This is a genomic window from Haloimpatiens myeolchijeotgali (assembly GCF_042688525.2).
Lineage (GTDB): Bacteria > Bacillota > Clostridia > Clostridiales > Clostridiaceae > Haloimpatiens.
In genome coordinates this window covers 2,709,625-2,734,577 of the sequence record NZ_JBHWAB010000001.1, presented here as the reverse complement: position 1 = coordinate 2,734,577, position 24,953 = coordinate 2,709,625, and the positions used below count along the sequence as shown (strand labels likewise).

Annotated in this window: 20 protein-coding genes and 1 tRNA gene; 16 read left to right on the top strand and 5 right to left on the bottom strand. The window is 27.6% G+C overall.

The features are described 5' to 3' along the window. The first annotated feature begins 12 nt into the window (after window positions 1–12). The 3 genes from ACFIJ5_RS12230 to ACFIJ5_RS12220 all read left to right on the top strand — a co-directional run bounded on the left by ACFIJ5_RS12230 (window position 13) and on the right by ACFIJ5_RS12220 (window position 2,990). Complete coding sequence (locus ACFIJ5_RS12230) at window positions 13–396, top strand: RidA family protein (RefSeq protein WP_379807400.1); 384 nt, start codon at window positions 13–15, stop codon at window positions 394–396. 275 nt (window positions 397–671) lie between these two features. Then, a complete protein-coding gene (locus ACFIJ5_RS12225) occupies window positions 672–1,946 on the top strand; it encodes an LCP family protein (RefSeq protein WP_379807398.1) in 1,275 nt (424 codons plus the stop codon). Between the two features lie 141 nt (window positions 1,947–2,087). Beyond that, window positions 2,088–2,990 (top strand): RluA family pseudouridine synthase, encoded by a 903-nt coding sequence (locus tag ACFIJ5_RS12220; protein WP_379807396.1) that lies wholly within the window; start codon window positions 2,088–2,090, stop codon window positions 2,988–2,990. An 11-nt stretch (window positions 2,991–3,001) separates the two neighbouring features. Here the strand turns inward: ACFIJ5_RS12220 and ACFIJ5_RS12215 are convergent, their stop codons facing one another. Then, entirely contained in the window at window positions 3,002–4,282 is a 1,281-nt protein-coding gene (locus tag ACFIJ5_RS12215) for a D-alanyl-D-alanine carboxypeptidase family protein (protein ID WP_379807394.1), read from the bottom strand. Between the two features lie 121 nt (window positions 4,283–4,403). On the opposite strand from ACFIJ5_RS12215, the gene ACFIJ5_RS12210 reads away from it, so the two are divergent. The 4 genes from ACFIJ5_RS12210 to selB all read left to right on the top strand — a co-directional run bounded on the left by ACFIJ5_RS12210 (window position 4,404) and on the right by selB (window position 9,612). After that, window positions 4,404–5,033 carry a helix-hairpin-helix domain-containing protein gene (locus ACFIJ5_RS12210; protein ID WP_379807392.1) on the top strand — a complete coding sequence of 210 codons (630 nt, stop codon included), beginning with the start codon at window positions 4,404–4,406 and terminating at the stop codon, window positions 5,031–5,033. A gap of 45 nt (window positions 5,034–5,078) precedes the next feature. Beyond that, window positions 5,079–6,110, top strand: a complete 1,032-nt coding sequence (gene selD, locus ACFIJ5_RS12205) for a selenide, water dikinase SelD (RefSeq protein WP_379807390.1) — start codon at window positions 5,079–5,081, stop codon at window positions 6,108–6,110. 178 nt (window positions 6,111–6,288) lie between these two features. Beyond that, window positions 6,289–7,674: an L-seryl-tRNA(Sec) selenium transferase gene (selA, locus tag ACFIJ5_RS12200; RefSeq protein WP_379809607.1), complete on the top strand. Its 1,386-nt coding sequence runs from the start codon at window positions 6,289–6,291 to the stop codon at window positions 7,672–7,674. Window positions 7,675–7,698: 24 nt separating this feature from the next. After that, the gene (gene selB / locus ACFIJ5_RS12195) at window positions 7,699–9,612 is read left to right on the top strand and encodes a selenocysteine-specific translation elongation factor (RefSeq protein ID WP_379807388.1); all 1,914 of its coding nucleotides are present in this window, start codon (window positions 7,699–7,701) and stop codon (window positions 9,610–9,612) included. Window positions 9,613–9,719: 107 nt separating this feature from the next. Here the strand turns inward: selB and ACFIJ5_RS12190 are convergent, their stop codons facing one another. Next, window positions 9,720–11,108 (bottom strand): IS4 family transposase, encoded by a 1,389-nt coding sequence (locus ACFIJ5_RS12190; protein ID WP_379802854.1) that lies wholly within the window; start codon window positions 11,106–11,108, stop codon window positions 9,720–9,722. Window positions 11,109–11,463: 355 nt separating this feature from the next. Here ACFIJ5_RS12190 and ACFIJ5_RS12185 point away from each other — a divergent pair. Next, window positions 11,464–11,560 (top strand) — tRNA-Sec (locus tag ACFIJ5_RS12185). 52 nt (window positions 11,561–11,612) lie between these two features. Here the strand turns inward: ACFIJ5_RS12185 and ACFIJ5_RS12180 are convergent. Continuing rightward, window positions 11,613–11,918 (bottom strand): YmaF family protein, encoded by a 306-nt coding sequence (locus ACFIJ5_RS12180; protein WP_379807386.1) that lies wholly within the window; start codon window positions 11,916–11,918, stop codon window positions 11,613–11,615. Between the two features lie 217 nt (window positions 11,919–12,135). On the opposite strand from ACFIJ5_RS12180, the gene ACFIJ5_RS12175 reads away from it, so the two are divergent. Together ACFIJ5_RS12175 and deoC are read left to right on the top strand one after the other, a co-directional pair. Continuing rightward, window positions 12,136–13,155 carry a LacI family DNA-binding transcriptional regulator gene (locus ACFIJ5_RS12175; protein ID WP_379807384.1) on the top strand — a complete coding sequence of 340 codons (1,020 nt, stop codon included), beginning with the start codon at window positions 12,136–12,138 and terminating at the stop codon, window positions 13,153–13,155. 85 nt (window positions 13,156–13,240) lie between these two features. Further along, window positions 13,241–13,930, top strand: coding sequence for a deoxyribose-phosphate aldolase (gene deoC, locus ACFIJ5_RS12170; protein WP_379807382.1), 690 nt, complete (start codon window positions 13,241–13,243; stop codon window positions 13,928–13,930). Window positions 13,931–14,177: 247 nt separating this feature from the next. Here the strand turns inward: deoC and ACFIJ5_RS12165 are convergent, their stop codons facing one another. After that, the gene (locus tag ACFIJ5_RS12165) at window positions 14,178–14,771 is read right to left on the bottom strand and encodes a flavin reductase family protein (RefSeq protein ID WP_379807380.1); all 594 of its coding nucleotides are present in this window, start codon (window positions 14,769–14,771) and stop codon (window positions 14,178–14,180) included. Between the two features lie 322 nt (window positions 14,772–15,093). Here ACFIJ5_RS12165 and ACFIJ5_RS12160 point away from each other — a divergent pair, with 322 nt between their 5' ends. From ACFIJ5_RS12160 to holA, 3 genes are all read left to right on the top strand, one after another. Then, on the top strand, window positions 15,094–17,556 hold the full coding sequence (locus tag ACFIJ5_RS12160; protein WP_379807378.1) for an HAD-IC family P-type ATPase: 2,463 nt from the start codon (window positions 15,094–15,096) through the stop codon (window positions 17,554–17,556). 64 nt (window positions 17,557–17,620) lie between these two features. Continuing rightward, a complete protein-coding gene (locus ACFIJ5_RS12155) occupies window positions 17,621–18,922 on the top strand; it encodes a ComEC/Rec2 family competence protein (RefSeq protein WP_379807376.1) in 1,302 nt (433 codons plus the stop codon). Between the two features lie 217 nt (window positions 18,923–19,139). Beyond that, a complete protein-coding gene (holA, locus tag ACFIJ5_RS12150; RefSeq protein WP_379807374.1) occupies window positions 19,140–20,156 on the top strand; it encodes a DNA polymerase III subunit delta in 1,017 nt (338 codons plus the stop codon). Between the two features lie 60 nt (window positions 20,157–20,216). Here the strand turns inward: holA and rpsT are convergent, their stop codons facing one another. Further along, window positions 20,217–20,483 (bottom strand): 30S ribosomal protein S20, encoded by a 267-nt coding sequence (rpsT, locus tag ACFIJ5_RS12145; protein WP_379807372.1) that lies wholly within the window; start codon window positions 20,481–20,483, stop codon window positions 20,217–20,219. Window positions 20,484–20,701: 218 nt separating this feature from the next. Here rpsT and gpr point away from each other — a divergent pair, with 218 nt between their 5' ends. The 3 genes from gpr (at window position 20,702) to lepA (ending at window position 24,945) form a co-directional block, all read left to right on the top strand. Continuing rightward, window positions 20,702–21,676, top strand: a complete 975-nt coding sequence (gene gpr, locus ACFIJ5_RS12140; protein ID WP_379807370.1) for a GPR endopeptidase — start codon at window positions 20,702–20,704, stop codon at window positions 21,674–21,676. Between the two features lie 68 nt (window positions 21,677–21,744). Beyond that, window positions 21,745–22,854, top strand: coding sequence for a stage II sporulation protein P (locus tag ACFIJ5_RS12135; protein WP_379807368.1), 1,110 nt, complete (start codon window positions 21,745–21,747; stop codon window positions 22,852–22,854). 285 nt (window positions 22,855–23,139) lie between these two features. Then, the gene (gene lepA / locus ACFIJ5_RS12130) at window positions 23,140–24,945 is read left to right on the top strand and encodes a translation elongation factor 4 (RefSeq protein WP_379807366.1); all 1,806 of its coding nucleotides are present in this window, start codon (window positions 23,140–23,142) and stop codon (window positions 24,943–24,945) included. The last annotated feature ends 8 nt before the right edge of the window (window positions 24,946–24,953 follow it).

Sequence of the window (24,953 nt, the reverse complement as noted above, 5' to 3'; positions counted from 1 at the left end):
GGAGGAGTCATTGTGGATAAAACAATAATTAATACTAAAAATGCACCTGGTGCAATAGGACCATATTCTCAAGGGGTAAAAGTAGGGAATTTCATCTATACTTCAGGACAACTTCCTATAAACCCTAAAACAGGAGAACTTGTAAATGATGATATTAAAAATGCTACAAAAATGTCTTTAGAAAATGTAAAAGCTATTTTAGAAAAAGCTGGAAGTTCTTTAGATAAAGTTGTTAAGACACTAGTATTACTAAAAGACATAAACGATTTTGCAGCAATGAATGAAGTTTATGGTGAATATTTTACAGGTGATTACCCAGCAAGATCTTGTTTTCAAGTTGGTAAATTGCCAAAAGATGCATTAGTTGAAATTGAAGTAGTAGCAATTGCAGAATAGTATGGACGAGGTTATGTATACAGCATAACCTCTATATTTTTATGTTAATATAGCAAGCTTAACTAATTATTGTCAAGATATTACTACACATTTCCAAATTGAATAATTAATTCAAAAAATGTATAATATTAAATAGTTACTCAACTTTCGTAGTAAAAAAAATATTGCTTAGTGAAGGAAAATGATATATTCATTTCCTGTAGCGACTATTTTTTACTTGCGAAAGTTGTATACAAAATTATAATTATATAGAAAGGTGTAGGTGAAAAAAATAAATGGGGAATAAAAAACGAAAAGGAAAAAAGAGGGTAAGTAAATTTAAAAAGTTTTTTATTGGTATAATGCTTATTGTCTTAATTGGTGTTGTAGGATTTGGAGGATATTCATATTACTGCTTATGGAGAATGAGCCATTCTAGTAGTAGTGAAGATTTAAGTAGTGGACACAAGCCTCAAAATGTGAAAGTTGCAAAAAAAGGTGAATCAATAAATGTACTTGTTGTAGGTGTAGATTTTGGTACGGGTTCTAAAAATCCTAATGATCCCAAAAGAACAGATACTATAATGGTTATGCATTATAATCCGCATAAAGATACTGTGAATTTCATATCAGTACCGAGAGATACAATGATAAAGATAAAAGGTCGCAGAGATAAAATAAATGCTGCACATGTAGTTGGAGGTATAGATTATACCATAGATGTTGTACAAAGACTTTTAGATATACCAATTAATTATTATGCAAAAGTAGATTATGAGGGTTTTAGACAAATTATAGATGCATTAGGTGGAATTGATATGCCAATAAAATATGATATGAATTATGATGCTTCAGATCAAAACTTGCATATACATTTTAAGAAGGGGACTACAATTCATTTAGATGGTAAAAAAGCTGAAGAATTTTTTAGATGGAGAAAAAATAATACTAATCCAGGTCTTCTAACAGGAGATATAGGTAGGATTGAAAATCAACATATGTTTATAGAAAAAGTTATAGAAAAAGTTAAAAGTCCTACAATATTATTAAAACTTAATAACGTATTATCTGTAATTCCTAAATATATAAAAACTAATATGGAACCAAGTGAAATTATATCCTATGGTATTACCATAGCTAAGTTAGATAGGAATAATATAAAGTTAACAACATTGAAAGGAAAACCTAAAGATATAAATAATATATCATATTATATATATGATAGTTCTATGAATACTAAAATATTAAATGAGTTACATGATTTAAAACCTATGTCTATTAATAAAGAAGACATAAAGATTAAAGTTCTTAATGGTACAAAGAAGAGTGGACTTGCATCTAACTTTTCTAAATATTTAAATAAAAAAGGATATACTAATATTGAAACAGGAAATGGAGAAAAAACTAATTCTACAAAAATAGTATTTAATAAAAAATTAGATAAAGATGTTATATCAAATATTAAAAATGAATTTAATATTCATGATGTAGAAAATGACTATTCCAATGATGAAAAGTCTGATATAATAGTGTTGCTTGGAGAAGATCATGACTATGTTAAGCAAAACTAATATTAAAAATTGCATAAAATTTTTTAGTTAATGAACATCGAAATATACACTAGTTTAAATACAAATAATAGAATTATAGATTAGCATGCAGAGGGTGTGTTTATGGCATAATTTCTATATTTTCACAAAAGAGGTGGTAGCGTGAATGACAATCTAATAATATATGAGGTAAAAGGTGAAGAGATAGGTAAGAAACTAAATGATTATTTGAGAGAAGTACAAAGACTTTCGGGAAGATTTGTAAGAACTTCTGTTAGAGAAGGTAGAGTAAAAGTAAATAATAAACCTGCAAGATTAAGTAGTAAAGTTGTGAGTGGAGATAAAATTACAATAAAGTTAAATAAAAAAGAAGAACAAAATATAAAACCTGAAAAAATGGATTTAGATATTGTATATGAGGATAGTGATGTTATAGTAGTAAATAAGCAGCCAGGGATGGTAGTTCATCCTACTAAAAGTTATCAAGAGGGAACATTGTCAAACGGACTTTTATATTATTTTAGAGAAAAGGAAGAAAATTGTATTGTAAGATTAGTTAGTAGATTGGATAGGGATACTTCTGGTCTTATAATAGTGGCTAAAAATCAATTTTCACATATGGCACTAGCAAGAGATATGCAAACAATAGGGTTTGAAAAAAGTTATTTAGCAATTGTACATGAAAACTTAAAGGAAAACTGTGGTACGATAGATTTACCTATATATAGAAATGACGATGATGGTATAAAAAGAGTTGTAGATGAAAGAGGACAGAAAAGTGTAACACATTTTAATGTTGTAGAGAGTTTTAAAGAAGCAGATTTAGTAAAGCTTACATTAGAAACTGGAAGAACTCATCAAATTAGGGTACATTTAAGTCATTTAGGACATCCACTATTTGGAGATTCTTTATATGGAAAAGATGAAGATACATATATAAAAAGACAGGCATTACATGCATATAGACTTGTTTTTCCTCATCCAAGAGATGGACGAAAAATTGAATTGGAGTCAGATTTACCAGAAGATATGAAAGAACTAGTTAGTAAATTAAAGAGAAGCTAATTTAAAAGTTATTAGCTTCTCTTTTTAAATTTTTTATAAATTTCTTTTTTCCTTTTTCTTTTTTTATGTTTTTTAATCATAAGTAAAATAAATATAAAAGCAGCAGAAATTATTACCAAGGAACCTATTATGTATTTTGAAATATTACTTTTATCATTTGATGAAGTAGTGTTGTTAAATAAAAAAGTGCGTTTTGGTTCATAATCACGTCCACTCGTGAGTTGAACAGTTCCTAAAGATTGATTTTTGTAAGTTATTTTACATTTTGAAATTATATCACCTTTTTTAATAGTTTTACTATCTAAATCAGAATTGTTTGTAATTTTAGTTTGTGGAGTATTAGTATCACCTTTTTCTTTTACGTAATAAAAATCTTTATTAGCAATAAGAGGTATATTTGTTTCATCACTTATTTTATATGTATCAACTATATCACCTTTAGAGTATAATTTTTTCAACTCAAAATTTTCAAAACCATAATTAAATAATGCTACAGAATCTTTAAAAAAAGTTTTTTTACCATCATGAACAAGTGTTACTATAAGTCTGTGATTATTTTTTGATGCACTAGCCACATATGAATGTAGAGATTGAACTGTATAACCAGTCTTACCTCCTTCAGCTGGAGCATAATAATATTTAGAATATTTTTGAATTAAACGGTTTTCATTCCATAATGGTTTTTCATCTGAACATTTATTTGTTGGTAAAATTTTATATGAAGAAGTGGTGGCAATTTGTTTAAACTCTGAGTGAGTAGTAAGTTCTTGTAGTATAAGAGCAAGATCTTTAGCACTAGTTCTATGTTTGTCATCATAAAGACCACTAGGATTAACAAAATTGGTATTTTCACATCCAAGTTCTTTTGCCCTTTCATTCATCATACTTGCAAAACCTTCAATTGACCCACCAATATGTTCAGCTAAAGCTTCAGCACAATCGTTAGCTGATGATAATAAAAGACCATATAAAAGTTGTTTTACAGTTAATTTTTCACCTTCATATATATATATTTTACTTCCATCTGCCCTAGGAGGATTTTTACCAATAACTACTTCTTCATCTAAGCTGCAATTTTCTAAAGTTAAAAGAGCTGTCATAATTTTTGTAGTTGAAGCTGGTGGATAAGCAGTATCAGCATTTTTAGAATATAATATTTGACCAGTAGTTGCATCTAATATAACAGCACCATCAGCAGAAACTTTAGGGGGAGTTGGTTTTGCTTGTACTATATTTGTAAAGCTAAAAGCTAGAATAAAAAATATTGTAAAAAATGATATGAACTTTTTCATTATATCCTCCTTTGAAATATAGTTTTTATTTATATACATTCTTTAGTATATCAAAAAAAAGTAAATTAGGCGACACTAAAAAAATAATAAATGGAAATAATCTATAATAGGGGTGATATAAATGAAAAATAAAGAAAAATATATTGGTTCAGTGGCAATTTTAGTATTATCAGTGATTTTTTTAATAGTGGGTCTTAATGTATCAAAGCCTAAAGAGGTAGAAAAAAATAATGAGGATATTTTTGTAGAAACAAAAACCAATAAAAGTGAATTTAAAAAATCTTCTTTTAAAAATATAATGGTTGATATAAAAGGAGCAGTAAAAAAGCCAGGTGTATATAAGTTGACGAATATTAGTAGGGTGATAGATTTAGTTCAAATGGCAGGAGGTTTTCAAAATAATGCTGATTTAAATAGGGTCCATTTATCAAAAAAACTTAATGATGAAGATATGATTTATATTTATAAAAATGGAGAAAAAAATAATGTATCAATGGTAGTAAATAATACTACGAGTCAAACTTCAAATAAAGCTTCACATAATGATGAAGGCAGTAGTAAAAAGATAAATTTAAATACAGCTACATTAGAAGAATTGAAGACGTTACCAGGAGTGGGAGAGGTTACTGCTAAAAAAATAATTGAATATAGAGAAAAAAATGGTGGATTTTCATGTATAGATGATTTAAAAAAAATAGATAGGATTGGAGAAAAGACCGTGAATAAATTAAGAGATAAGGTGGACATATAATTGAGAATAGTATAAAATTATTGATATATAATGGAGGTGACCACAATGGAAAAAAAACGATTAACTCAGTTAGCAAAAACCTCTGGATGAGCAGCTAAAATAGGGCCGGAGACCCTTTCAAAGATTTTAGATAAATTGCCTAAGATGCATGATGATAATTTAATAGTTGGCATAGAAACTTCTGATGATGCAGCTATATATAAATTAAGTGATGATATGGCAATTATACAGACACTAGACTTTTTTACACCAGTTGTTGATGATCCTTATACTTTTGGACAAATAGCAGCTGCTAATTCTTTAAGTGATGTTTATGCAATGGGAGGAAAGCCTAAAGTTGCATTAAATATAGTATGTTTTCCAAATTGCTTATCTATAGATATTCTTGGAGAAATATTAAAAGGTGGAGCAGATAAAATTTTAGAAGCTGGAGCAGTAGTTGTAGGAGGACATTCAGTAGAAGATGATGAACCTAAGTATGGATTATCTGTAACAGGAGTTGTACATCCAGATAAAATATTAAAAAATTATGGTTGCAAAGAAGGCGATGTAGTTATTTTAACAAAGCCGTTAGGAATAGGTATAATAAATACAGCTATTAAAGCTGAATTAGCTTCAAAAGAAGCATATGAAAAGGCAATTAAAAACATGATTACATTAAATAAATATGCAGGTGAAATAGTAGCTAAGTATAATATAAGTGCATGTACTGATATAACAGGATTTGGACTTATGGGTCATGCATATGAAATGGCCGATGGTTCTAATGTAACAATTAAATTGAATAAGGAAAATATACCATACATACAAGAAGCACAAGAATATGCAGAAATGGGATTAGTACCAGCAGGAACATATAATAATAGAGGATATCTTGACGATAAATATGAATTAAAAGGTTTACCAGAATGGTTAGAAGATATTCTTTTTGATCCACAAACTTCGGGCGGCCTTTTAGTAACTTGTTCTAAAGAGGAAGCTAAGGAAATGATGATGGAGTTGGATAAACTAGAATTGAAATCTACAATTGTAGGAGAAGTGATTTCAAAGCAAGATAAATGCATAGTTGTGGAATAAAATAATTAAGCCTGTGGTATATAAAGATATCACAGGCAATGTATGTATACATACATTATTCAACTTTTGCAGGTGAAAAATAGTCGCTACGGGAAATGATATTTTTTTACTGCAAAAGTTGAGTAAATTATTTCAAAGTTAGAAGAGAAAAGTTGTAAATTTCAAAAAAGGGATGATGATAATGAACAGAGATTTACTAAGAAAACTACCTAAAGTAGATGAACTTTTACAAGAAGAAATAGTTAAGAAAGAGTTAAATAATACTATGAGAACTTTAGTAGTTGAAACATTAAGACAAACCATAGATACTTATAGAAATTTGATATTAAAAGATAAAATTTCTGAATTATCAAAAGAAGATATGTTGAAAACCTTTAGTGAACATATTAAGAAAAATAACTCTCCTAAATTAAGAAAAGTTATTAATGCTACAGGTACAGTTGTACATACTAATTTAGGAAGATCTCTTTTATCAAAGTCTGCTGTTGATGCAGTAGTTAATGTAGCAGAAAATTATAATAATCTTGAATACGATATCGATAAAGGAAAAAGAGGATTAAGATATAGTCATATTGAAGATTTAATAAAAAAAATAACTGGTGCAGAAAGTGCTATGGTAGTTAATAATAATGCAGCAGCAGTTATGCTTGTATTAAATACTTTGTGTAGTGAAAAAGAAGCAATAGTTTCAAGGGGACAATTGGTTGAGATAGGTGGTTCTTTTAGAGTACCAGATGTTATGAGTTTTAGTGGAGCTAAGCTTGTAGAAGTAGGAACTACTAATAGAACTCATTTATATGATTATGAAAATAATATTAATGAAAATACAGGTGTATTATTAAAAGTTCATACATCTAATTTTAAAATTATGGGATTTACTGAAGAGGTGTCTATAGAAGATTTAGTAGAGTTAGGTAAAAAACACAGCATTCCTACATATGAAGATATAGGAAGTGGAGTATTAGTAGATTATTCAAAGTATGGTTTTGTATATGAACCAACTGTTCAGGAAAGCCTAAAAAGAGGAATAGATGTTGTTACATTTAGTGGAGATAAGATGCTGGGAGGACCTCAAGCAGGTGTAATAGTTGGTAAAAAAGAATACATAGATAAGATGAAGAAAAATCAATTAACAAGAGCTTTAAGAGTAGATAAAATGACATTAGCAGCTCTTGAAGCTACTTTGAAATATTATTTAGATGAAAAAGAAGCTATAGATAATATTCCTACGTTAAATATGATTTTGAACTCAAAAGAAAATATAAAAAGAAAAGCTAATAAATTAAAGAGAAGGCTTTCAAATAAAGTTAAAAATTTTGAATTTAAAATAGAAAGTGATTATTCTATGGTTGGTGGAGGTGCTATGCCAACTGAAAGATTAGACACTTATGTTATAAAGGTTAAGAGTTACGAATTATCACCAGAGGAAATAGAATGTAAATTAAGAATGAATGATACTCCAATTGTAGTAAGAATATATAACAATGAAGTAATAATGGATTTAAGGACATTATTTGAGAAAGATTTTGACATTATAGTAAATGCATTTCAAAATCTTAAATAAAGTAAAAAGCAATGAGGTGAATGTATGAAACACATCATAGTAGGAACAGCAGGACATATAGACCATGGTAAAACTACGCTTATAAAAGCATTGACAGGAAGAGAAACAGATAGTTTGAAGGAAGAGAAAGATAGAGGAATATCTATAAATTTAGGTTTTACATTTTTTGATTTACCATCAGGAAAAAGGGCAGGAATTATAGATGTGCCTGGACATGAAAGATTTATTAAAAATATGCTTGCAGGAATTAGCAGTATAGATGTTGTTATTTTAGTTATAGCTGCTGATGAAGGAATAATGCCTCAAACAAGAGAACACTTTGAAATACTTCAATTATTAAATGTAAAAAAAGGAATAATAGCACTTACAAAATGTGACCTTGTAGATGAGGAATGGATTGAACTTGTGAAAGAAGATATTAAAAATGAATTTAAAGATACTTTTTTAGAAAAGGCACCTATTCATGCTGTATCTTCTAAAACTAAACAGGGATTTGATGAACTTATCAAGGAAATTGATAAAGTTACAAATGAAGTAGAAGCAAAAGATACAGAAGGACACTTTAGATTACCTGTGGATAGAGTATTTTCAGTAAGTGGATTTGGAACAGTAGTTACAGGTACTTTAATAAGTGGACACGTTAAAGTAGGAGAAGAGGTTGAAATATATCCTTCAAAAATAAAAACTAGAGTAAGAGGACTTCAAGTTCATGAAAAACCTGTTGAAGTTGCAGAAGCTGGACAACGATGTGCAATAAATTTAGCTAATGTAAAAGTAAGTGACATAAACAGAGGTGACGTAATATCAAAAGAAAATGTTATGGAACCATCTTATATGGTTGATGTTAAGCTTCATTACTTAAAAAGTGTAGAAAGACCATTAGAAAATAGGCAAAGGGTTCGACTACACCATGGAACAAATGAAATACTTTGTAGAGTTGTAGTATTAGATAAAGAAGTTGTAAATCCAGGTGAGGATGCATATGTTCAGCTTAGACTTGAAAAACAGCTATCTTCTCAGAGAAATGATAGATTTGTAATAAGAAGCTATTCACCAATGCATACTATAGCTGGAGGAATAATAATTGAACCAAATGCTGCAAAAGCAAAAAGGTTTAATGAAAAATATATTTCTGAATTAAAAGTAAAAGAAAGTGGAGAAGTAGGAGATATATTAGAAAATACTATAAAAAAATTAAGTAACAGTTTCCCCGAGTTGCAATCTATAATAAAGGCAATGGGAAAAAATGAAGGAAAAATTGAACAAAGATTGGAAGAACTTGTACAAGAAAACAAGATAATTAAATTAGTATCTTCAGAAAAACCTTTATATGTGCATGAAGCTTTTATAGATGATAGAATAGCTGCTGCACAAAATATTCTTGAAGAATTCCACTTAAAATATCCTTTGAAAGTCGGAATGTCTAAAGAAGAGATAAAGAATAAAGTATTTACAAAAAAATTAAAACAAAAAGTATACGATGAAATTTTGCAAATATTTATAGATAAAAAGGAAATAGAGGTACATAATTTAGTTATATCTAAATATGGATTTGAAGTCAAATATACTGAAGAACAAAAACAAATAAAAGATAAAATTTTAAGTGAATATCATAAAGGAAAATTTGCTCCTCCAAAATATAAGGAGTTATTAGAAAAAGAGAAGGATAAAAATAATTTTAAAATGGTATTTGAAGCTTTGATTGATAGTGGTAAATTAATTAAAGTAGATGAAGAATACATGTTTTTGAAAGAATGTTATGAAGAAGCTAAGCAAAAAATCATTGAATTTATTAGAAAAAATGAAAGTATTGACCTAGCAGGGGCAAGAGATATGTTAGGAGTAAGCAGAAAGTATGCTGTAATGCTGCTTGAAAAGTTTGATGGAGAAAAGATAACTAGAAGAGTTGAAAATAAGAGAGTTCTTTATAAAGCTTAGAATTTTTTATTTACTCAACTTTCGCAGTAAAAAAACACTGCTCAGCGAAGGGAAATTATATATTAGTTATTTTGCCTTAAGGCAAAATTTCCTTAATTATTAACTACTCAACTTTCGCAGGAGAAAAAGACCAACTTCTCCTTGATATAACAAGGCAAAGCAGTAATAAAATTGTCTATTATTGAGTCGATAAGCTCCTTAGAAAGAAGAAGTTTTTCAGATAAAACATTTTTTAAAATATCAATAATGATACGCATTACTTCACAAAATTGGATATCTTGAAGTTCATCACAACATTGATAAAAAAATCCACCAATAGTTCGTACATCATTATTTTTACGATTTTCTAAAGCAAGCATGATATATCTAGTAAAAACTATAGACGTATGAGAAACCATGGAATCATAAGAACGTCCTTGAAACTCTTTAACAAGCTTTAAAAAAGATTTATTCATTTTGAAAAAAACTTCTATATCCCAGCGTTTACCGTAAATTCTTATGATTTCATTATCGTCTAAAGATATATCAGTAGAAATCAAAGCAAGCCAGTTTCTTTTTCGATTTCTATCCCTTACAAATACAATTTTTGCTTTTACTTCATTGCCATTTTCATCAGAACCAATACCTACAATTACAGAAGAAAGAATTTTAGCTCTACCGCGTTTCTTTTTTAAACTAGCATAAAGTCCTTTAAGATTTAAAAGCTTACCATTGTAATTGTAGTAAACCCTTGGCATTGCTTTAACCATAGCAATAGTATTAAGTTTAAGTTGTAAAATTTGTATAAGAATTTTGGGATACGTAAACCAGCTATCAAAAAGAACATATGATGCAGGAATTTTATATTTAGCAGCTTGTTTAAGTAAACACATCATAGCTGAAGGTGATTTTAAAATAGCCTCCTTACGGAGTTTAGCACCATTAGTTCTTTTATCAATAGATTCATTTTGAGGGCAAATTCTATTTTTCTCTTTTTCAGAAGAAAGAAGAGTAAATCCAAGAGGCAAAAAAGTATTACCGTCTGACCAACCAAGTGTAAGAAGGCGAAAGCCTTTGACAAATTTTCTTGTAACGTGATCATGAACATTTGCAAGGAGTTCAACAGATTTACTTCTATTTCTACTATACAAAGAATCATCTACTATTAAGACATTTACTCTATCTTTAGATGTAAGCGGAATGATTACATTTCTGATAATTGATGAAGAAAGTATGAGTAAAAATTTTCTCCAATTAAAATTAGGAGAATTAAGGAACCTATAGATGACATCTTTTGAAAAGTTGATATTCTTTTTACTCTCAAAAGTACGAAAAAGATTTTTACCTGTGAAAATAAGAGTAAATATATATTTAAATACTGTAATACAAGAAAAACCTTTTTGCTTTGAAAAATTACATTTTCTAAGAATAGATCCAATTTTGTTATCTTTAAAAAATCTATTTATAGTAAAATTCAGTTGTTTATCTTTGTTATCATTTGGTATAATAGTGTTCATAAGAAACATTCCTTTCTTTGGTGTTATGTTTTTAGCAATTCTATTATACCAAAAGGAATGTTTCTTTGCTTTATGCGTTTATTTTACAGGCTTTCGCCTTATTTTTTATCTGCGAAAGTTGAGTTAACTATTAATTATTTTTAAAATGAAATGTTTTAGAGCAAGATATCATTTCCCGTAGCGGTTGTTTTTTTATCTGCAAAAGTTTTATTATTAAGTAAATTATAAATTTTTTTAAGAATTTTATGCAATATGTGACTTTGTTCTTTAAAAATGTATAATTTTTTTATTAAAATGTTGCATACTTAACGATTACATGATATAATATGAACCGTGCTGAAAAATGATACATTATGGGGGTAGATAGGTGCTGGTGTGCCTGCCGGTCTTCAAAACCGTGTTGCCGGGGTAGGACCTCGACGGGTGAGTTCGATTCTCACATACTCCCGCCAAAATTGCACTAGGAGCCTTTGATAGGCTCCTATTTTTATTTTTTATTTTAGATTAGTAACAAACATCCGATACGTCTGTAGCATCATCAATACAATGAGTATGGCCATCTGCTATATCTGTGTTTCCACGTATACAGTGGAAATGACCTCCATCAGGACATGGATAGTCGATACTAGTTGGAATCATACAATAATGTCTGTGACCATCTTCACGTGTTGTACAACACTCAACATAATGTATATGATGAGGTCTATTTGGGGAATAAGTGGTTTTATCTTTTATTTTATGGTCATGTCCACAATTACAGCTAGTTTTACAAGAATAACTATGTCTATGGCAGCATTTATCTTTTGACATATAAATCCCTCCTAAAAAAATATTCTCAATACTATACTATGCAAAGAAATGGAATATTGGAATAAATATTATTTTGTTATAATATATTGCAATTGAAAATTTAATGTTGTATATTAAAGATGAGACCGGTAACACAATTGAAGAATAAATTTTCTAATTAAATATAGAGGAATACTTCTAAAAAAATTAACAAAAACGTAGAAAAGGAGCCCATGATATGGCAGTAACAATTTATGATATTGCGAAAAAAGCAGATGTATCTAGATCAACAGTATCAAGAGTTCTTAATGATTCAGGATATGTAAAAGAAGAAACAAGAGAAAAAATTATAAAAGTCATGAAAGAATTAAACTATACTCCTAGCGCTATTGCAAGAAGTTTATCTACAAATAAAACTAATACTATAGGTGTGGTTATACCAGAGATAAGCAATCCATTCTTTGGAAAAATAACAAAAGGAATAAGTGAAGTTGCAGATAAAAATAATTATAATATAATTCTTTGTGATACTAATGAGAGTGTAGAAAAAGAATTAAAAGCACTTAAAGTTTTGAAGGAACAAAGGATACAAGGCATAATAATTACTCCGACAGTTGCAGAAAATGAATTTAATAGTGAATATTTAAATGCACTTGAAAATTTAGGAATACCAATAGTTTTATTAGATGGTCATATTAAATATTCTGATTTTAATGGAGTTTTTGTAGATCACATAAAAGGTGCTTGTGATGCAACACAAGCTTTATTAGATGAAGGACATAGAAAAATAGCTATAATTACAGGTCGTATGGAATCTAGACCTGCAAAAGAAAGATTAAATGGATATAAAAAAGCTTTAGCTATAAACAATATACCAGTAGATGAAAAATATATTTTTTATGGAGATTATACACATGAAAAAGCATACGAAATTACAAAGCAAATAATGAGTATGGAAGATAGACCTACAGCCATTTTTGTAAGTAGTAATATAATGATTTTGGGATGTATAAGAGCTTTTTATGAAGAAAATATTAGAATCCCAGAAGATATGGCTATTATTGGATTTGATGAAGTTGATACATTGAATATAATAGGAATGAATATTAGTTTTGTTAGTGGCCCAACTACAGAATTAGGTAGAACTAGTATGAAAATGCTTATACAAAACTTAAAGGATAAAGATCATAAAGATATAAGAAGAATCAATCTTCTACCAAAGCTTGTATTAAGAGGTTCAGAAAAACGGATAGATTAAAGTAGTTAACAGCTTAGCAGTAAGATACAGTAAGTGTATTGATGCTAAAGTTAAATATATAAATAACAAAAGGGGAGTGTATTAAATGAAAATACAAAAGTACATAGACCACACATTATTAAAACCACAATCAACTGAAGAACAAGTAAAGAAGATATGTAGTGAAGCTAGAGAGTATGGATTTGCTTCAGTATGTGTAAACCCATATTATACTGAATTAGTAAGTAAAGAATTAGAAGGCACAGACGTTAAAACATGTGTAGTTATAGGATTTCCTTTAGGAGCAACAACAAAAGAAGTTAAAGCATTTGAAGCTAAACAAGCAATTGAAAATGGTGCAAAAGAAGTAGATATGGTTATAAATATCGGAGCACTAAAAGATAAAAAATATGATGTAGTAAGAGAAGATATAAAAGCAGTAGTAGATGCAGCAAAAGGAAAAGCACTTTTAAAAGTAATAATAGAAACATGTCTTTTAACTGACGAAGAAAAAGTAAAAGCATGTGAAATTTCAAAAGAAGCAGGAGCAGATTTTGTAAAAACATCAACAGGATTTTCTACTGGAGGAGCAAAAGTAGAAGATGTAGCATTAATGAGAAAAACAGTAGGAAAAGAAATGGGAGTAAAAGCTTCAGGTGCAATAAGAGATTATAAAACAGCTATAGATATGATAGAAGCAGGAGCAAGTAGAATAGGTGCTAGTGCTGGAATTAAAATTGTAGAACAAGCTGCTAATAACAATATGGAAGCATCAAAGGGTTCAGGACTTTACTAATTTTATACTATGACATATTTTATATGCTAAAAAGTATAAAAAAGATTAAGCAACATTGTAAAAGGTGATTTCTAAAGTGTTTAGAAGTCATCTTTTTTTATTACCATTGGTATCTATGATTATGATGGTAATTCATATATTAATAAAAAGTCAATAAGAATTATTGAACATGGAAGAAGATCTTATTAAAAAGTTAAATAATTTAATAAATATATTAAAAGCAGAGGAAAAATGACTCCCCTGCTTATTATTTATGATGTGAACGCTTTTTTTTATTTTTTTTCTTAATAGAGTAACCAAAAGAACCAATTGGTTTTGAATTCAATCCATAATATTCTCCATGAGAGTAACAGATAAGATTCGCTTTATCAAAACATATTTTATTATTCGAATCTATCAAATTTTCATCTATCTTAACATTTAAAACTTCTAATAAAAACAGATCATGTGTTCCAAGTGGTGTAATTGATTTAACTTTACATTCTAAAGCTACTGGAGAGTTTTGTAATGAAGGAGTTGAGATAGAAATACCTTTATGAAGTTCTAAATTAAAATGTTTAATTTTATCTTCTTTTCTGCCAGAAACTACACCACAATAATCTACAATTTTAACCATGCTTTTTGTAGGGAGATTTATAACACATTCTCCACTTTCTTTAATATATTCATAAGAAAGTCTTTCTGGTCTAATGCCCATTGCTATAATAGGTTTTTTAGTGCATACGGTGCTAACCCATCCTACAGTAAATACATTTAACTTATTGGATTTATTCTTAGAAGTTACTAGAACTACAGGTGTAGGATTTAACATTACACTACCTTTGAAATTTAATTTATTCATATGTTGCCTCCAATTTATACAGTATTTATATTTGTGTTGCAAACGGTAAATATGTTAACTTTATTAATTATTAATTCAACGTATATTTTTTGTCTACGAAAGTTGAATAAGTAATTACTAACTTATTATAAGTTAACACAAGATAATTTTCCATAATTAATTTAAAAGTAGTTATGAAGAAAGTAGACGTAAATATATTTTGTATATATAATTATATTATATTTATGATTAAATTTTTATTTTAAATGAATAAAGAATTAATTTAAAACAACGAATATAATTTTGTGTAAATAATTAATAATTTAGAAAGTTGTGTGGTAAAATGAATAATTGGTATAATTATTCTTGGAATTATGTGGTAAAAAAATTAGGCAGTGATATATATAAGGGTTTAAAAGAATATCAAATAGAGAAATCTAGAGAAGAATATGGAGATAATAAAATTGAAACTATTAAAACTAATAATTTGGGTAGGATTATAGTTAATCAATTCAAAAGCTTGTGGTTTTTTGTTTTTATCTTTTCTGAGTTTTTAATGATATTAAATAGTAATTATATAATGGCTGGAGTAATATTGATTTTATATTGTATAAATAATATTTACTTTATTACTGAAAATTATAGTCAATATAAAAAATTAAGAGAAATTGAAAAGTTAAATTCTTATAATGTTAATGTTATAAGAAAGGGGAATAATATTTTTATACCTTGTGAAGAGTTGGTAGTAGGAGATATAGTATACATTAAAGAAGGCACTATTGTACCTGCAGATTTAAGAATAATCGAGAGTCAAGGATTAAAAGTAAATCAAGCAGCTATAACTGGAGAAAATTATGTAGTGAATAAATATGAAACTAAAATTGAAGAAGAAGATATTCAGTTATCAGAAATGAAAAATATGCTTTTTAAATCTTCTTACGTAGTTGAAGGTGAAGGAATTGGTATTGTAACTGCTGCAGGTATGAAGACAGAAGCAGGTAAAATAATTCATGTGATGACAAAACAAAGTTGTATAGAAAATATATTTAATAAAAGAATAAGAAAGACAATGCATAATATGTCTATTATACTTTTAATATTTTTAATTATATCTGTAGGAGTTAATTTATTTTTAAGAAAAGAATTAGTATATTACAATACAATAGCCTCATATATATTTGTAATATTTTTAACACACACATTTATTATTACAATAAATACATTTTATTCTGTAGTAATAAAAGGATTGAAGAAGGAAAATATAAAATTGAACAGTATTACATCTATGTATAAATTATGTGATATATCTATTGTGATTTTTGACAAGATAGGATCTGTTTCAGAAAAAGAAATGCAAATTAAAAATATATATGTAAATGACAATTCTGTTGAAGTTGATGACAAGGAATTTGAAGTTAACGAATATGTTGAAAGAATATTAAATGTAGGACTTCTATGTAATGATGCAAAATATAATGATGAGACTAATGAAGGAAAAGGTAACTTAGAAGATATAGAGCTTATTAGGTTTTGTAGGTCTTATGAAATATTGAAATCAGATGTAGAAAGAAAATATAGAAGAATAAATGAGATTCCATTTGATTCTGATAGAAAAATAATGACGACAATAAATAAGGTGGATAATAATTATAGAGCTAATGTAAAAGGTTCTGTAGATTATATATTAGAAAGATGTACGCATATATTTATAAATGGAGTTGAAAGAGAAATAACAAAAGAGGACATTAATAGAATCAAAAATGTAAATATAAAAATGTGTGAAGAGTGTTTAGATGTTAAAGCTTTTGCTACTAGAGGATTTAATTATGAACCAAGTTTAAACGAAAATATAGAAAGTAATTTAGTTTTTATAGGATTAATAGGATTTTTCAATCCTATTAAAAAAGATTTTAATACAAAATTATTAGATTGTGGTGCTAATTGTATGAAACCAATAATAACAATGGAAGAAAATAAACTTACATCACTATCTATAGGAAAAAAATTAAATTTAGTTAGAAATATTAGTTCAATTTTATCAGGTATAGAAATTGAATATATGAAAAAGGAAGAACTTGAAAATTTAATAACTAAAATAAATATTTTAAGTAAAGTAAATCATAAATCAAAAGCAAAAGTGGCAGAAGTATTTAAAGATATAGGATATAAAATAGGTATGTGTGGAAATAAGTTAAAAGATTTAGCTTACTTAGTATATTGTGATGTATCAATTGCTTATGGAGAAAAGTGTAGTAATACTATTAAAAATATATGTGATGTGTATCTTGATGAGTTTGATCTTGAAAAGTTTTTATATTTAGTCGACAAAAGTACTAAATTAAAAATAGCATTTGAATTATCATTTTTGTATACTGTTTGTATAAGTATATGTGAATGTAGTGCTGTATTTATTTCATATATTTTTAGTGGTAAATTTATGTTTAGCCTTAACGAAATATTATGGATAAATTTAATAAATATAAATATTTTAATAATAGCACTTCTTATTCAACATCCTAATATAAATCGTATTGAGTATTTAGAAAAATTAGGAGATGAAAATTATAAAAAGAATATTATTATAAAATCAGTGTTATTAGGTATTATTCCTGCTGTAGTTTTTGGAATGTTAATACCTAAAGGAGTAATTATAGCAAGTAAATGTGGTTTTATAATATTAAATGCTGTATTAAGTTTATTTTTGTATAATTTCACAAATAAATATCATATATTTTTTGAAAGAAAATTATCTAATATATTGATTATATTAAATATATTATTAAATGGTTTAATAATATTAATATAATAAGTTGGTTATATATGATTACACTTTTGTTTTCATGTCAAAAATGAAAATGGAGGTGTAATTTTTGTTTGATAGACCATTAGTTTATTATGTATTTTTTTTAATATTAGGATGTATTTCATGTTTGATTTCTAATAAAAGTTTTTATTGTGCACTTATTTCTGTTTTAGTTATTATGATTATATTTTTCTTTACGTTAGAGGATAAAAAATTTTTTATAATTAATGTTTTATTTTTGATATTGGGAATTTTATGTTTTAATTTATATTTTAATATGTCTATTCCATCTAATATGGAAGTTAGAATTACAGATAAGAAAAATTATTATTGCTATGCATCGTATAAAGGAAGAAAGGTTTTGCTATATGGTAATGTTAAAAATTTAAAAAATGGAATGAAAGTTTTATTAGAAGGAACATTTAAAAGCACCAAGAATTATGAAAAAGGATTAATAGGTACATATACTGTAAAGCAATATGAAATTAAAAAAAGAGATCTAATTTATATGCTTTATCAAATTAAAGAGAAATTATATGAAAAATATTGTGAAAGAGTAGGAAGTAAAAAAACTTCTTTAATTATGGCATTATGCTACGGGGAACCTAAATATCTTAAATATGGAGTGAAGAAGGAATTTCAAAAGTTAGGAGTTATACATGCTTTATGTGTATCTGGATTTCATATATCCATAGTGTACAAATTATTTTCTATATTCGCTGCATCAAAATTGGCTTTTATTTTTACTCTAGTATATGTTATTTTTACTGGAGCAAAAGCTTCAGCGGTACGAGCATATATAATGATATTGATTTATAAATGTTCTAAAAAAGTATTTAGAAACTATGATGCTATAAGTTCATTAAGTTTAGCAGCTATTATATTGATAATGATTAAACCATATTATATATTAGATATTGGATTTAATTTATCTTTTTTATCAACCTTAGGAATAATATTATATAATAAAAAGATAAGTAGATATTTATACAAGTTACCATGTTTTTTAAATAAAAGTATAAGTATAGCTTTAAGTGCTCAAGTTTTTTCTGTTCCATATGCAGCACTTTCAATTAATAATATAAGTTTAGGATTTTTATTAGGAAATTTAATTTTAGTACCTATATATTCATTAATAATAATTTTAGGTAATATAGCTATTATAGCTATGCCATTAAAATTTTTATTTAATGGAATTTGCTATATTTTATATTCTGTTTTGACAGCAGCAGAAGGTGGAAATTATTTATTATTAAAAATCTGTCCACCTGTAATTAATACGAATTATTTTTATGGATTAGCATTATTAACGTTGTATATGGAATTTATTATGCTTAAACACTACATTAAAGAAAGTGACAAGTTATAAGTTACAAGTTACAAGAATTTGTCACTTATCACTTGCAATTTGTCACTTGATAAAGTCTTAGACCTTGTTATTGAAGTGAAAGGTTTCAGAGCAAGATATCATTTCTCGAAGCGACTATTTTCATCAACTGTTAATTGTACACTCCATTAAGTTTACTGTACAATAAACTTAATGTTATAATTATAGTACATGCAAATAAAAGATCGGAGAGATAAAAATGATTAAACTATTTGATTTTGAGAAGGAGATTAAGAAAAATATACTTCATAATTGTTATGTATTTTGTAGTGTGGATTCTAAATTAATTAATGATAGTATAAAAAATATAAAAGATAAGATTTTGAGTGATGAATTTATTGATTTGAATTATGTACAAATAGATGGACGTAAGGTTGAAGATGTAGGTTCTATTGTAAATGCTTGTGAGACAATGCCCTTTATGAGTGATAAAAAAGTAGTAGAGGTTTATAATGCGGATTTTTTAAAAGATGGCAAAAATGCAAAGTTATTTAATGATATAAAAAGTTATGTAAAAGATATTCCTAATCATTGTGTGCTTATTATGTATTATTTATTTGAAAATGATAGAGAGAAACCTAGTAGAAACTTAAATAAATTTAGTAAAAATATATGTGTTGTAAAGTTAGATAAGTTAAAGGGTTTTTCACTTGAAAATAAGGTTAAAGAATTATTTGAAACTAGAAAAGTAAAAATAAGTAAGAGTGATTTAAAATTGTTTTGTTCACAGGTAGATAATAATATGGATATTGTAGAGAGAGAAATTGATAAATTATGTTCTTATACTTACGGAAGAGCTATAACTAAAGATGATATATTTGATGTAATGCCTCAAAAAAGTGAGAATGATATTTTTAATCTAGTAGATTTTTTATCACAACGAAAAATTAATAAGGCATTAGATATATTTAATGAATTAGTTTATAGAGGAGAAGCTATACCAAAGATATTGTATATGGTAGAAAGGCAATTCAAATTATTGCTTAATGTTAAACTAGGTATTAATGAGGGAAAAAATAAAGATGTATTAAGTAGGGAATTATCACTTCATCCTTTTGTTTGTGAAAATATGATGAAACAGAGTAAGAAATTTAAAAAAGATCAGATAATGAATATATTGGAGCTTTGCATAAAATCAGATAAGAAATTAAAAAGTTCTTCAATTGATGCAAAAACAGAAATAGAACTATTAATAATGAGTACTATAATAGCATAATAAATAGGAAAATTAAAATTTAACATATTAAAAAACCGGTGGAAACACCGGTTTAACTTATTAAGCATTTAACGCATTTAATTTTGCTGCTAATCTAGATTTTCTTCTTGCAGCTTTGTTCACGTGAAGAATACCTTTTGATGTTGCCATGTCTAAAGCTTTGATAGTTGCTTTAAGTTCAGCTGTTGCTTCTTCAACGTTTTTATTTGATATTGCAGCTTCAAATTTCTTAATTTGAGTCTTTAAAGCTGACTTAATCATCTTATTTCTAAGAGTTTTAGTTTCGATAACTTTTATTCTCTTTTTAGCTGATTTTATATTTGCCATTCCTTTTCACCCCCTTGTATTTTTATAGGGTCTGCAGCTTTGGGGAAATCTGCATACGGACTTGTATGTATTCAACAAATGATATTATAGCACTAAATATTAGTTACTTCAAGAAAAATTTAGTTTTAGACTATTGTTTATTAAAATATCTAACTTTTATTAATAAAATTTTGTAGTTTGTAAAATAATATATTAAAGAAAGAAGCGAGGTGTTTATTATGTTTAGTATAAGAACAGATTTAGCTCTTGAAGCTAAAGAGATATATAAAAAGCAAAATAATAAGGAAATGCCAGGTATAGAAGCTAGTGAGTATAAAGAAGGAGAGGTAAAAGTCACTAGTGTAAAAGTCATGGATGATGTTGGTGAAAAGATGATGGGAAAACCTAAAGGAGAATACATAACCATAGATATGCCCAAATTTGTACACTATGATTCTGATACTAAAGATGAAGTAAGTAAAGTTTTAGCAAAGGAATTAGGTAGTTTGATACAACTAGAAGATAATATGACTGCTATGGTAGTAGGACTTGGAAATGAATATGTAACACCGGATTCATTAGGACCTAAAGTAATTTCTAAGCTTATGATAACAAGACATCTAAAACAGTTAGTCCCAGATAAGATAGATGAAGGAATACGACCAGTTTGTGCATTATCACCAGGAGTTTTGGGAACTACTGGTATAGAGACTAGTGAGATAATACGATCTGTAGTGGAAAAAATAAAACCTAATTTAATAATATGCATAGATGCATTAGCTTCGAGAAATTTACAAAGAGTTAATAATACAATACAGATAGGCAATACTGGAATTTCACCTGGATCAGGGGTAGGAAATAAAAGAATGGAACTTAGTGAAAAAACCTTAGGTATACCAGTTATAGCTATAGGAGTTCCTACTGTTGTTGAAGCTGCTACAGTAGCAAATGATAGTATAGATTTAGTATTGGATGCTCTCATAAACCAATCAGAAGAAGGAAGTAAATTTTACAATATGTTAAAAGATTTAGATAAAAATGAAAAGGAAAAATTGATAAGAGAAGTACTAAATCCATATTTGAATAATTTGATGGTTACACCAAAAGAAGTTGATATGATAATAGAGTCTGTTACCAAAATAATATCAAATGGAATAAATATTGCGCTGCAACCAGCTCTTGAATTAGAAGATATAAATAAATATATTAATTAATCATATATTAAATTCCCCTTGCATATTGTTTATTAACAAAAATATTTTAAACGAAAGGGGAATTTGAAGTGAATTACAAAAAGATTAGTGGAAAAATAGATATAAAATTTAACAAGAAATTCAAGTATATAATGAGTGTGTTTTGTTTACTAATACTTATATTTATTGGATTTACAAAACCAATACTGGCAAGTTCATCTTGTGATAATAGCAAAATGCTTTTTCATGTTAAAATTTTAAATTACGCTTTTCCTACTATTGAGGCGGCAAATAAAGACAAATCTCAGGAGAATGTAGGCATAAAACGTAGAATACTAGAAGGATTAGGTATAGATATTTCATCGCCAAGCTCTATATTAAAGAAAGAGATGGCTATGTTCAAAGAAAATAAAAATGGTGAAACTAAAAAAGCACAGGAAAATAAGACTGGAGATGAATTATACGATGAAAATGGAAATTTAGTTTTAAATCCATTTAAATTAGATGAAGAAGAAATAGCTAAGGTTGAAAAGCCTAAGGATATGGAAAAGAATAAAGTAGTTTCTATTTATAATCCTAAACTTAAGAAAAAATTAAATGTAAATAAACCAGAAGTTTTTATATATCATACTCATACTCATGAAAGTTATAAACCAGGAAAAGTTAGCAGCAGTGATCAAAAAGTAAATGTATGTGCTGTTGGTGATATGATTACAAATGAATTAATGAAAAATTATGGTGTATCAGTTATACATGATAAAACTATACATGATAGTGTATATCCGCAATGTTATAGTAGGTCATCCAAAACTGTTGATAAATACTTAAAAAAATATGGAGGATTTAAATTAATAATTGATCTTCATAGAGATTCATGTGGTAATAAAAAAGCTGTTACAAGTAAAATAAATGGGGAAGATGTAGCAAGAATTATGTTTGTTGCTGATTTAAGTAATCCAAAATTGAAAAGTACTATGGGTACAATTGATAGTTTAAAATCAATTATAAATAAGATATGCCCTACTTTAATGAGAAGTAAATCCATTTATACGTATAATCATGGAAAAGGACATTTTAATCAACATAAAAGTAATAATTCTGTATTAATAGAAGCAGGTTCTTATGTAAATACTACTGATGAAGCAAAAAGAACAGGAAAGTATTTAGCTAGAGTTATAGCAGAATATTTGAATAAGTAAGTGGATAGCATGCATGTTAAAGCATGCTATTTACTTATTTATTCAACTTTCGCAGTAAAAAAACACTGCTTAGCGAAGGAAAATGATATCTTGCGTAAGAAACATTTGAACTTGTTACTGAAGTGAAAGGTTTCTAAGCAAGATATCATTTCCCGTAGCGGCTATTTTTCACCTGTGAAAGTTGAGTTAATAATTAATATATATTACTTGACACATATTAATAATATTATGATATAATTTACAGTGATTTGTTATACTCTCACGTAAGAAAGGCAGGTAATGTACATGCAAAGTGAAAGACAAAAGCATATAAGAAACTTTTCTATAGTTGCACATATAGATCATGGTAAGTCTACTCTTGCAGATAGATTAATTGAAAAGACTGGAACATTAACACGAAGAGAAATGGAAGAACAAGTATTAGATAATATGGAACTTGAAAGAGAAAGAGGAATAACAATAAAATCACAGCCAGTAAGATTAATATATAAGCATAGTAATGGAGAAGAGTATATTTTAAATTTAATAGATACTCCTGGACATGTAGACTTTAACTACGAGGTATCAAGAAGTTTAGCAGCTTGTGAAGGAGCTGTACTTGTAGTAGATGCAACACAAGGAATACAAGCACAAACTCTTGCAAATTGTTATCTTGCAGTTGATCATGATTTAGAAGTAGTACCAGTAATAAATAAGGCAGATTTGCCAAGTGCAAGACCAGATGAAGTAAAAAAAGAAATTGAAGATGTTATAGGGATTGAAGCAGAAGATGCACCTGTTGTTTCAGCTAAAACAGGATTAAATATAGAGGATGTATTAGAGGCAATAGTTGAAAAGGTTCCATCACCAGAAGGAGACGAAGAAGCTTCACTTAAAGCTCTTATCTTTGATTCATACTATGATAGTTATAAAGGCGTTGTATGTTTTGTAAGAGTGAAAGATGGATGTGTTAAAGCTGGAACTCAAATAAAACTTATGGCTACTGGAAAAGAATATGAAGTAGTAGAGGTAGGAGCATTTACTCCAACTTTTTATCCAACAAAAGAACTTAAAGCAGGAGACGTTGGATACATAACAGCATCTATTAAAAATGTTAGAGATGCTCGTGTTGGCGATACAATAACAGATGCAAAGAGACCCACACATGAAGCACTTTCAGGATATAGACCAGCTATTCCTATGGTATACAGTGGAATTTATCCTGTTGATGGAGCTAAATATGATGAATTAAAAGAAGCTTTAGAAAAATTGCAAATAAATGATGCTGCTCTTTTATTTGAACCTGAAACATCTATTGCATTAGGATTTGGATTTAGATGTGGATTTTTAGGACTTTTGCATATGGAAATAATTCAGGAGAGAATTGAAAGAGAATTTGGACTTGATATTATAACAACTGCACCTTCAGTTATATATAAAGTTTACAAAACTGATGATACAGTTTTAGAAATAACTAATCCAACAAATTTACCAGAGGCATCTGAAATTAAGTACATGGAAGAGCCAGTGGTTAAGGCTTCTGTTATAACTCCTTCAGATTATGTTGGAGCAGTTATGGAATTATGTCAAGATAGAAGAGGTACATTTATAAATATGGAATATATAGAAACTACTAGAGTAGTTGTACATTATAAATTACCTTTAAATGAAATAATATATGATTTCTTTGATGTATTAAAATCTAAAACTAAAGGATATGCTTCACTTGATTATGAATTAGCAGGATACAAACAAACAGAACTTGTTAAGTTGGATATATTATTAAATGGAGATATAGTTGATGCATTGTCAATGATTGTTCCAGAAGAAAGAGCATATAGCAGAGGAAGAAATACAGCACAAAAATTAAAAGAAATTATACCAAGACAATTATTTGAGATACCAATACAAGCTGCTGTAGGTTCAAAAATAATAGCAAGAGAGACTGTTAAAGCTCTTAGAAAAGATGTACTTGCAAAATGTTATGGTGGAGATATATCTAGAAAGAGAAAATTATTAGAAAAGCAGAAAAAAGGTAAAAAGAGAATGAGACAGGTTGGATCTGTAGAAGTTCCACAAGAAGCATTTATGTCAATACTTAAAGTCGACTAACAAAAAAT

Excerpts from the sequence above, each read along its gene's own strand:
- ACFIJ5_RS12225 (WP_379807398.1), top strand. The coding sequence starts at position 672 with ATGGGGAATAAAAAACGAAAAGGAAAAAAGAGGGTAAGTAAATTTAAA.
- ACFIJ5_RS12215 (WP_379807394.1), bottom strand. The coding sequence starts at position 4,282 with ATGAAAAAGTTCATATCATTTTTTACAATATTTTTTATTCTAGCTTTT.
- ACFIJ5_RS12210 (WP_379807392.1), top strand. The coding sequence starts at position 4,404 with ATGAAAAATAAAGAAAAATATATTGGTTCAGTGGCAATTTTAGTATTA.
- selB (WP_379807388.1), top strand. The coding sequence starts at position 7,699 with ATGAAACACATCATAGTAGGAACAGCAGGACATATAGACCATGGTAAA.
- ACFIJ5_RS12190 (WP_379802854.1), bottom strand. The coding sequence starts at position 11,108 with ATGAACACTATTATACCAAATGATAACAAAGATAAACAACTGAATTTT.
- ACFIJ5_RS12180 (WP_379807386.1), bottom strand. The coding sequence starts at position 11,918 with ATGTCAAAAGATAAATGCTGCCATAGACATAGTTATTCTTGTAAAACT.
- ACFIJ5_RS12175 (WP_379807384.1), top strand. The coding sequence starts at position 12,136 with ATGGCAGTAACAATTTATGATATTGCGAAAAAAGCAGATGTATCTAGA.
- deoC (WP_379807382.1), top strand. The coding sequence starts at position 13,241 with ATGAAAATACAAAAGTACATAGACCACACATTATTAAAACCACAATCA.
- ACFIJ5_RS12165 (WP_379807380.1), bottom strand. The coding sequence starts at position 14,771 with ATGAATAAATTAAATTTCAAAGGTAGTGTAATGTTAAATCCTACACCT.
- ACFIJ5_RS12160 (WP_379807378.1), top strand. The coding sequence starts at position 15,094 with ATGAATAATTGGTATAATTATTCTTGGAATTATGTGGTAAAAAAATTA.
- holA (WP_379807374.1), top strand. The coding sequence starts at position 19,140 with ATGATTAAACTATTTGATTTTGAGAAGGAGATTAAGAAAAATATACTT.
- rpsT (WP_379807372.1), bottom strand. The coding sequence starts at position 20,483 with ATGGCAAATATAAAATCAGCTAAAAAGAGAATAAAAGTTATCGAAACT.
- gpr (WP_379807370.1), top strand. The coding sequence starts at position 20,702 with ATGTTTAGTATAAGAACAGATTTAGCTCTTGAAGCTAAAGAGATATAT.
- lepA (WP_379807366.1), top strand. The coding sequence starts at position 23,140 with ATGCAAAGTGAAAGACAAAAGCATATAAGAAACTTTTCTATAGTTGCA.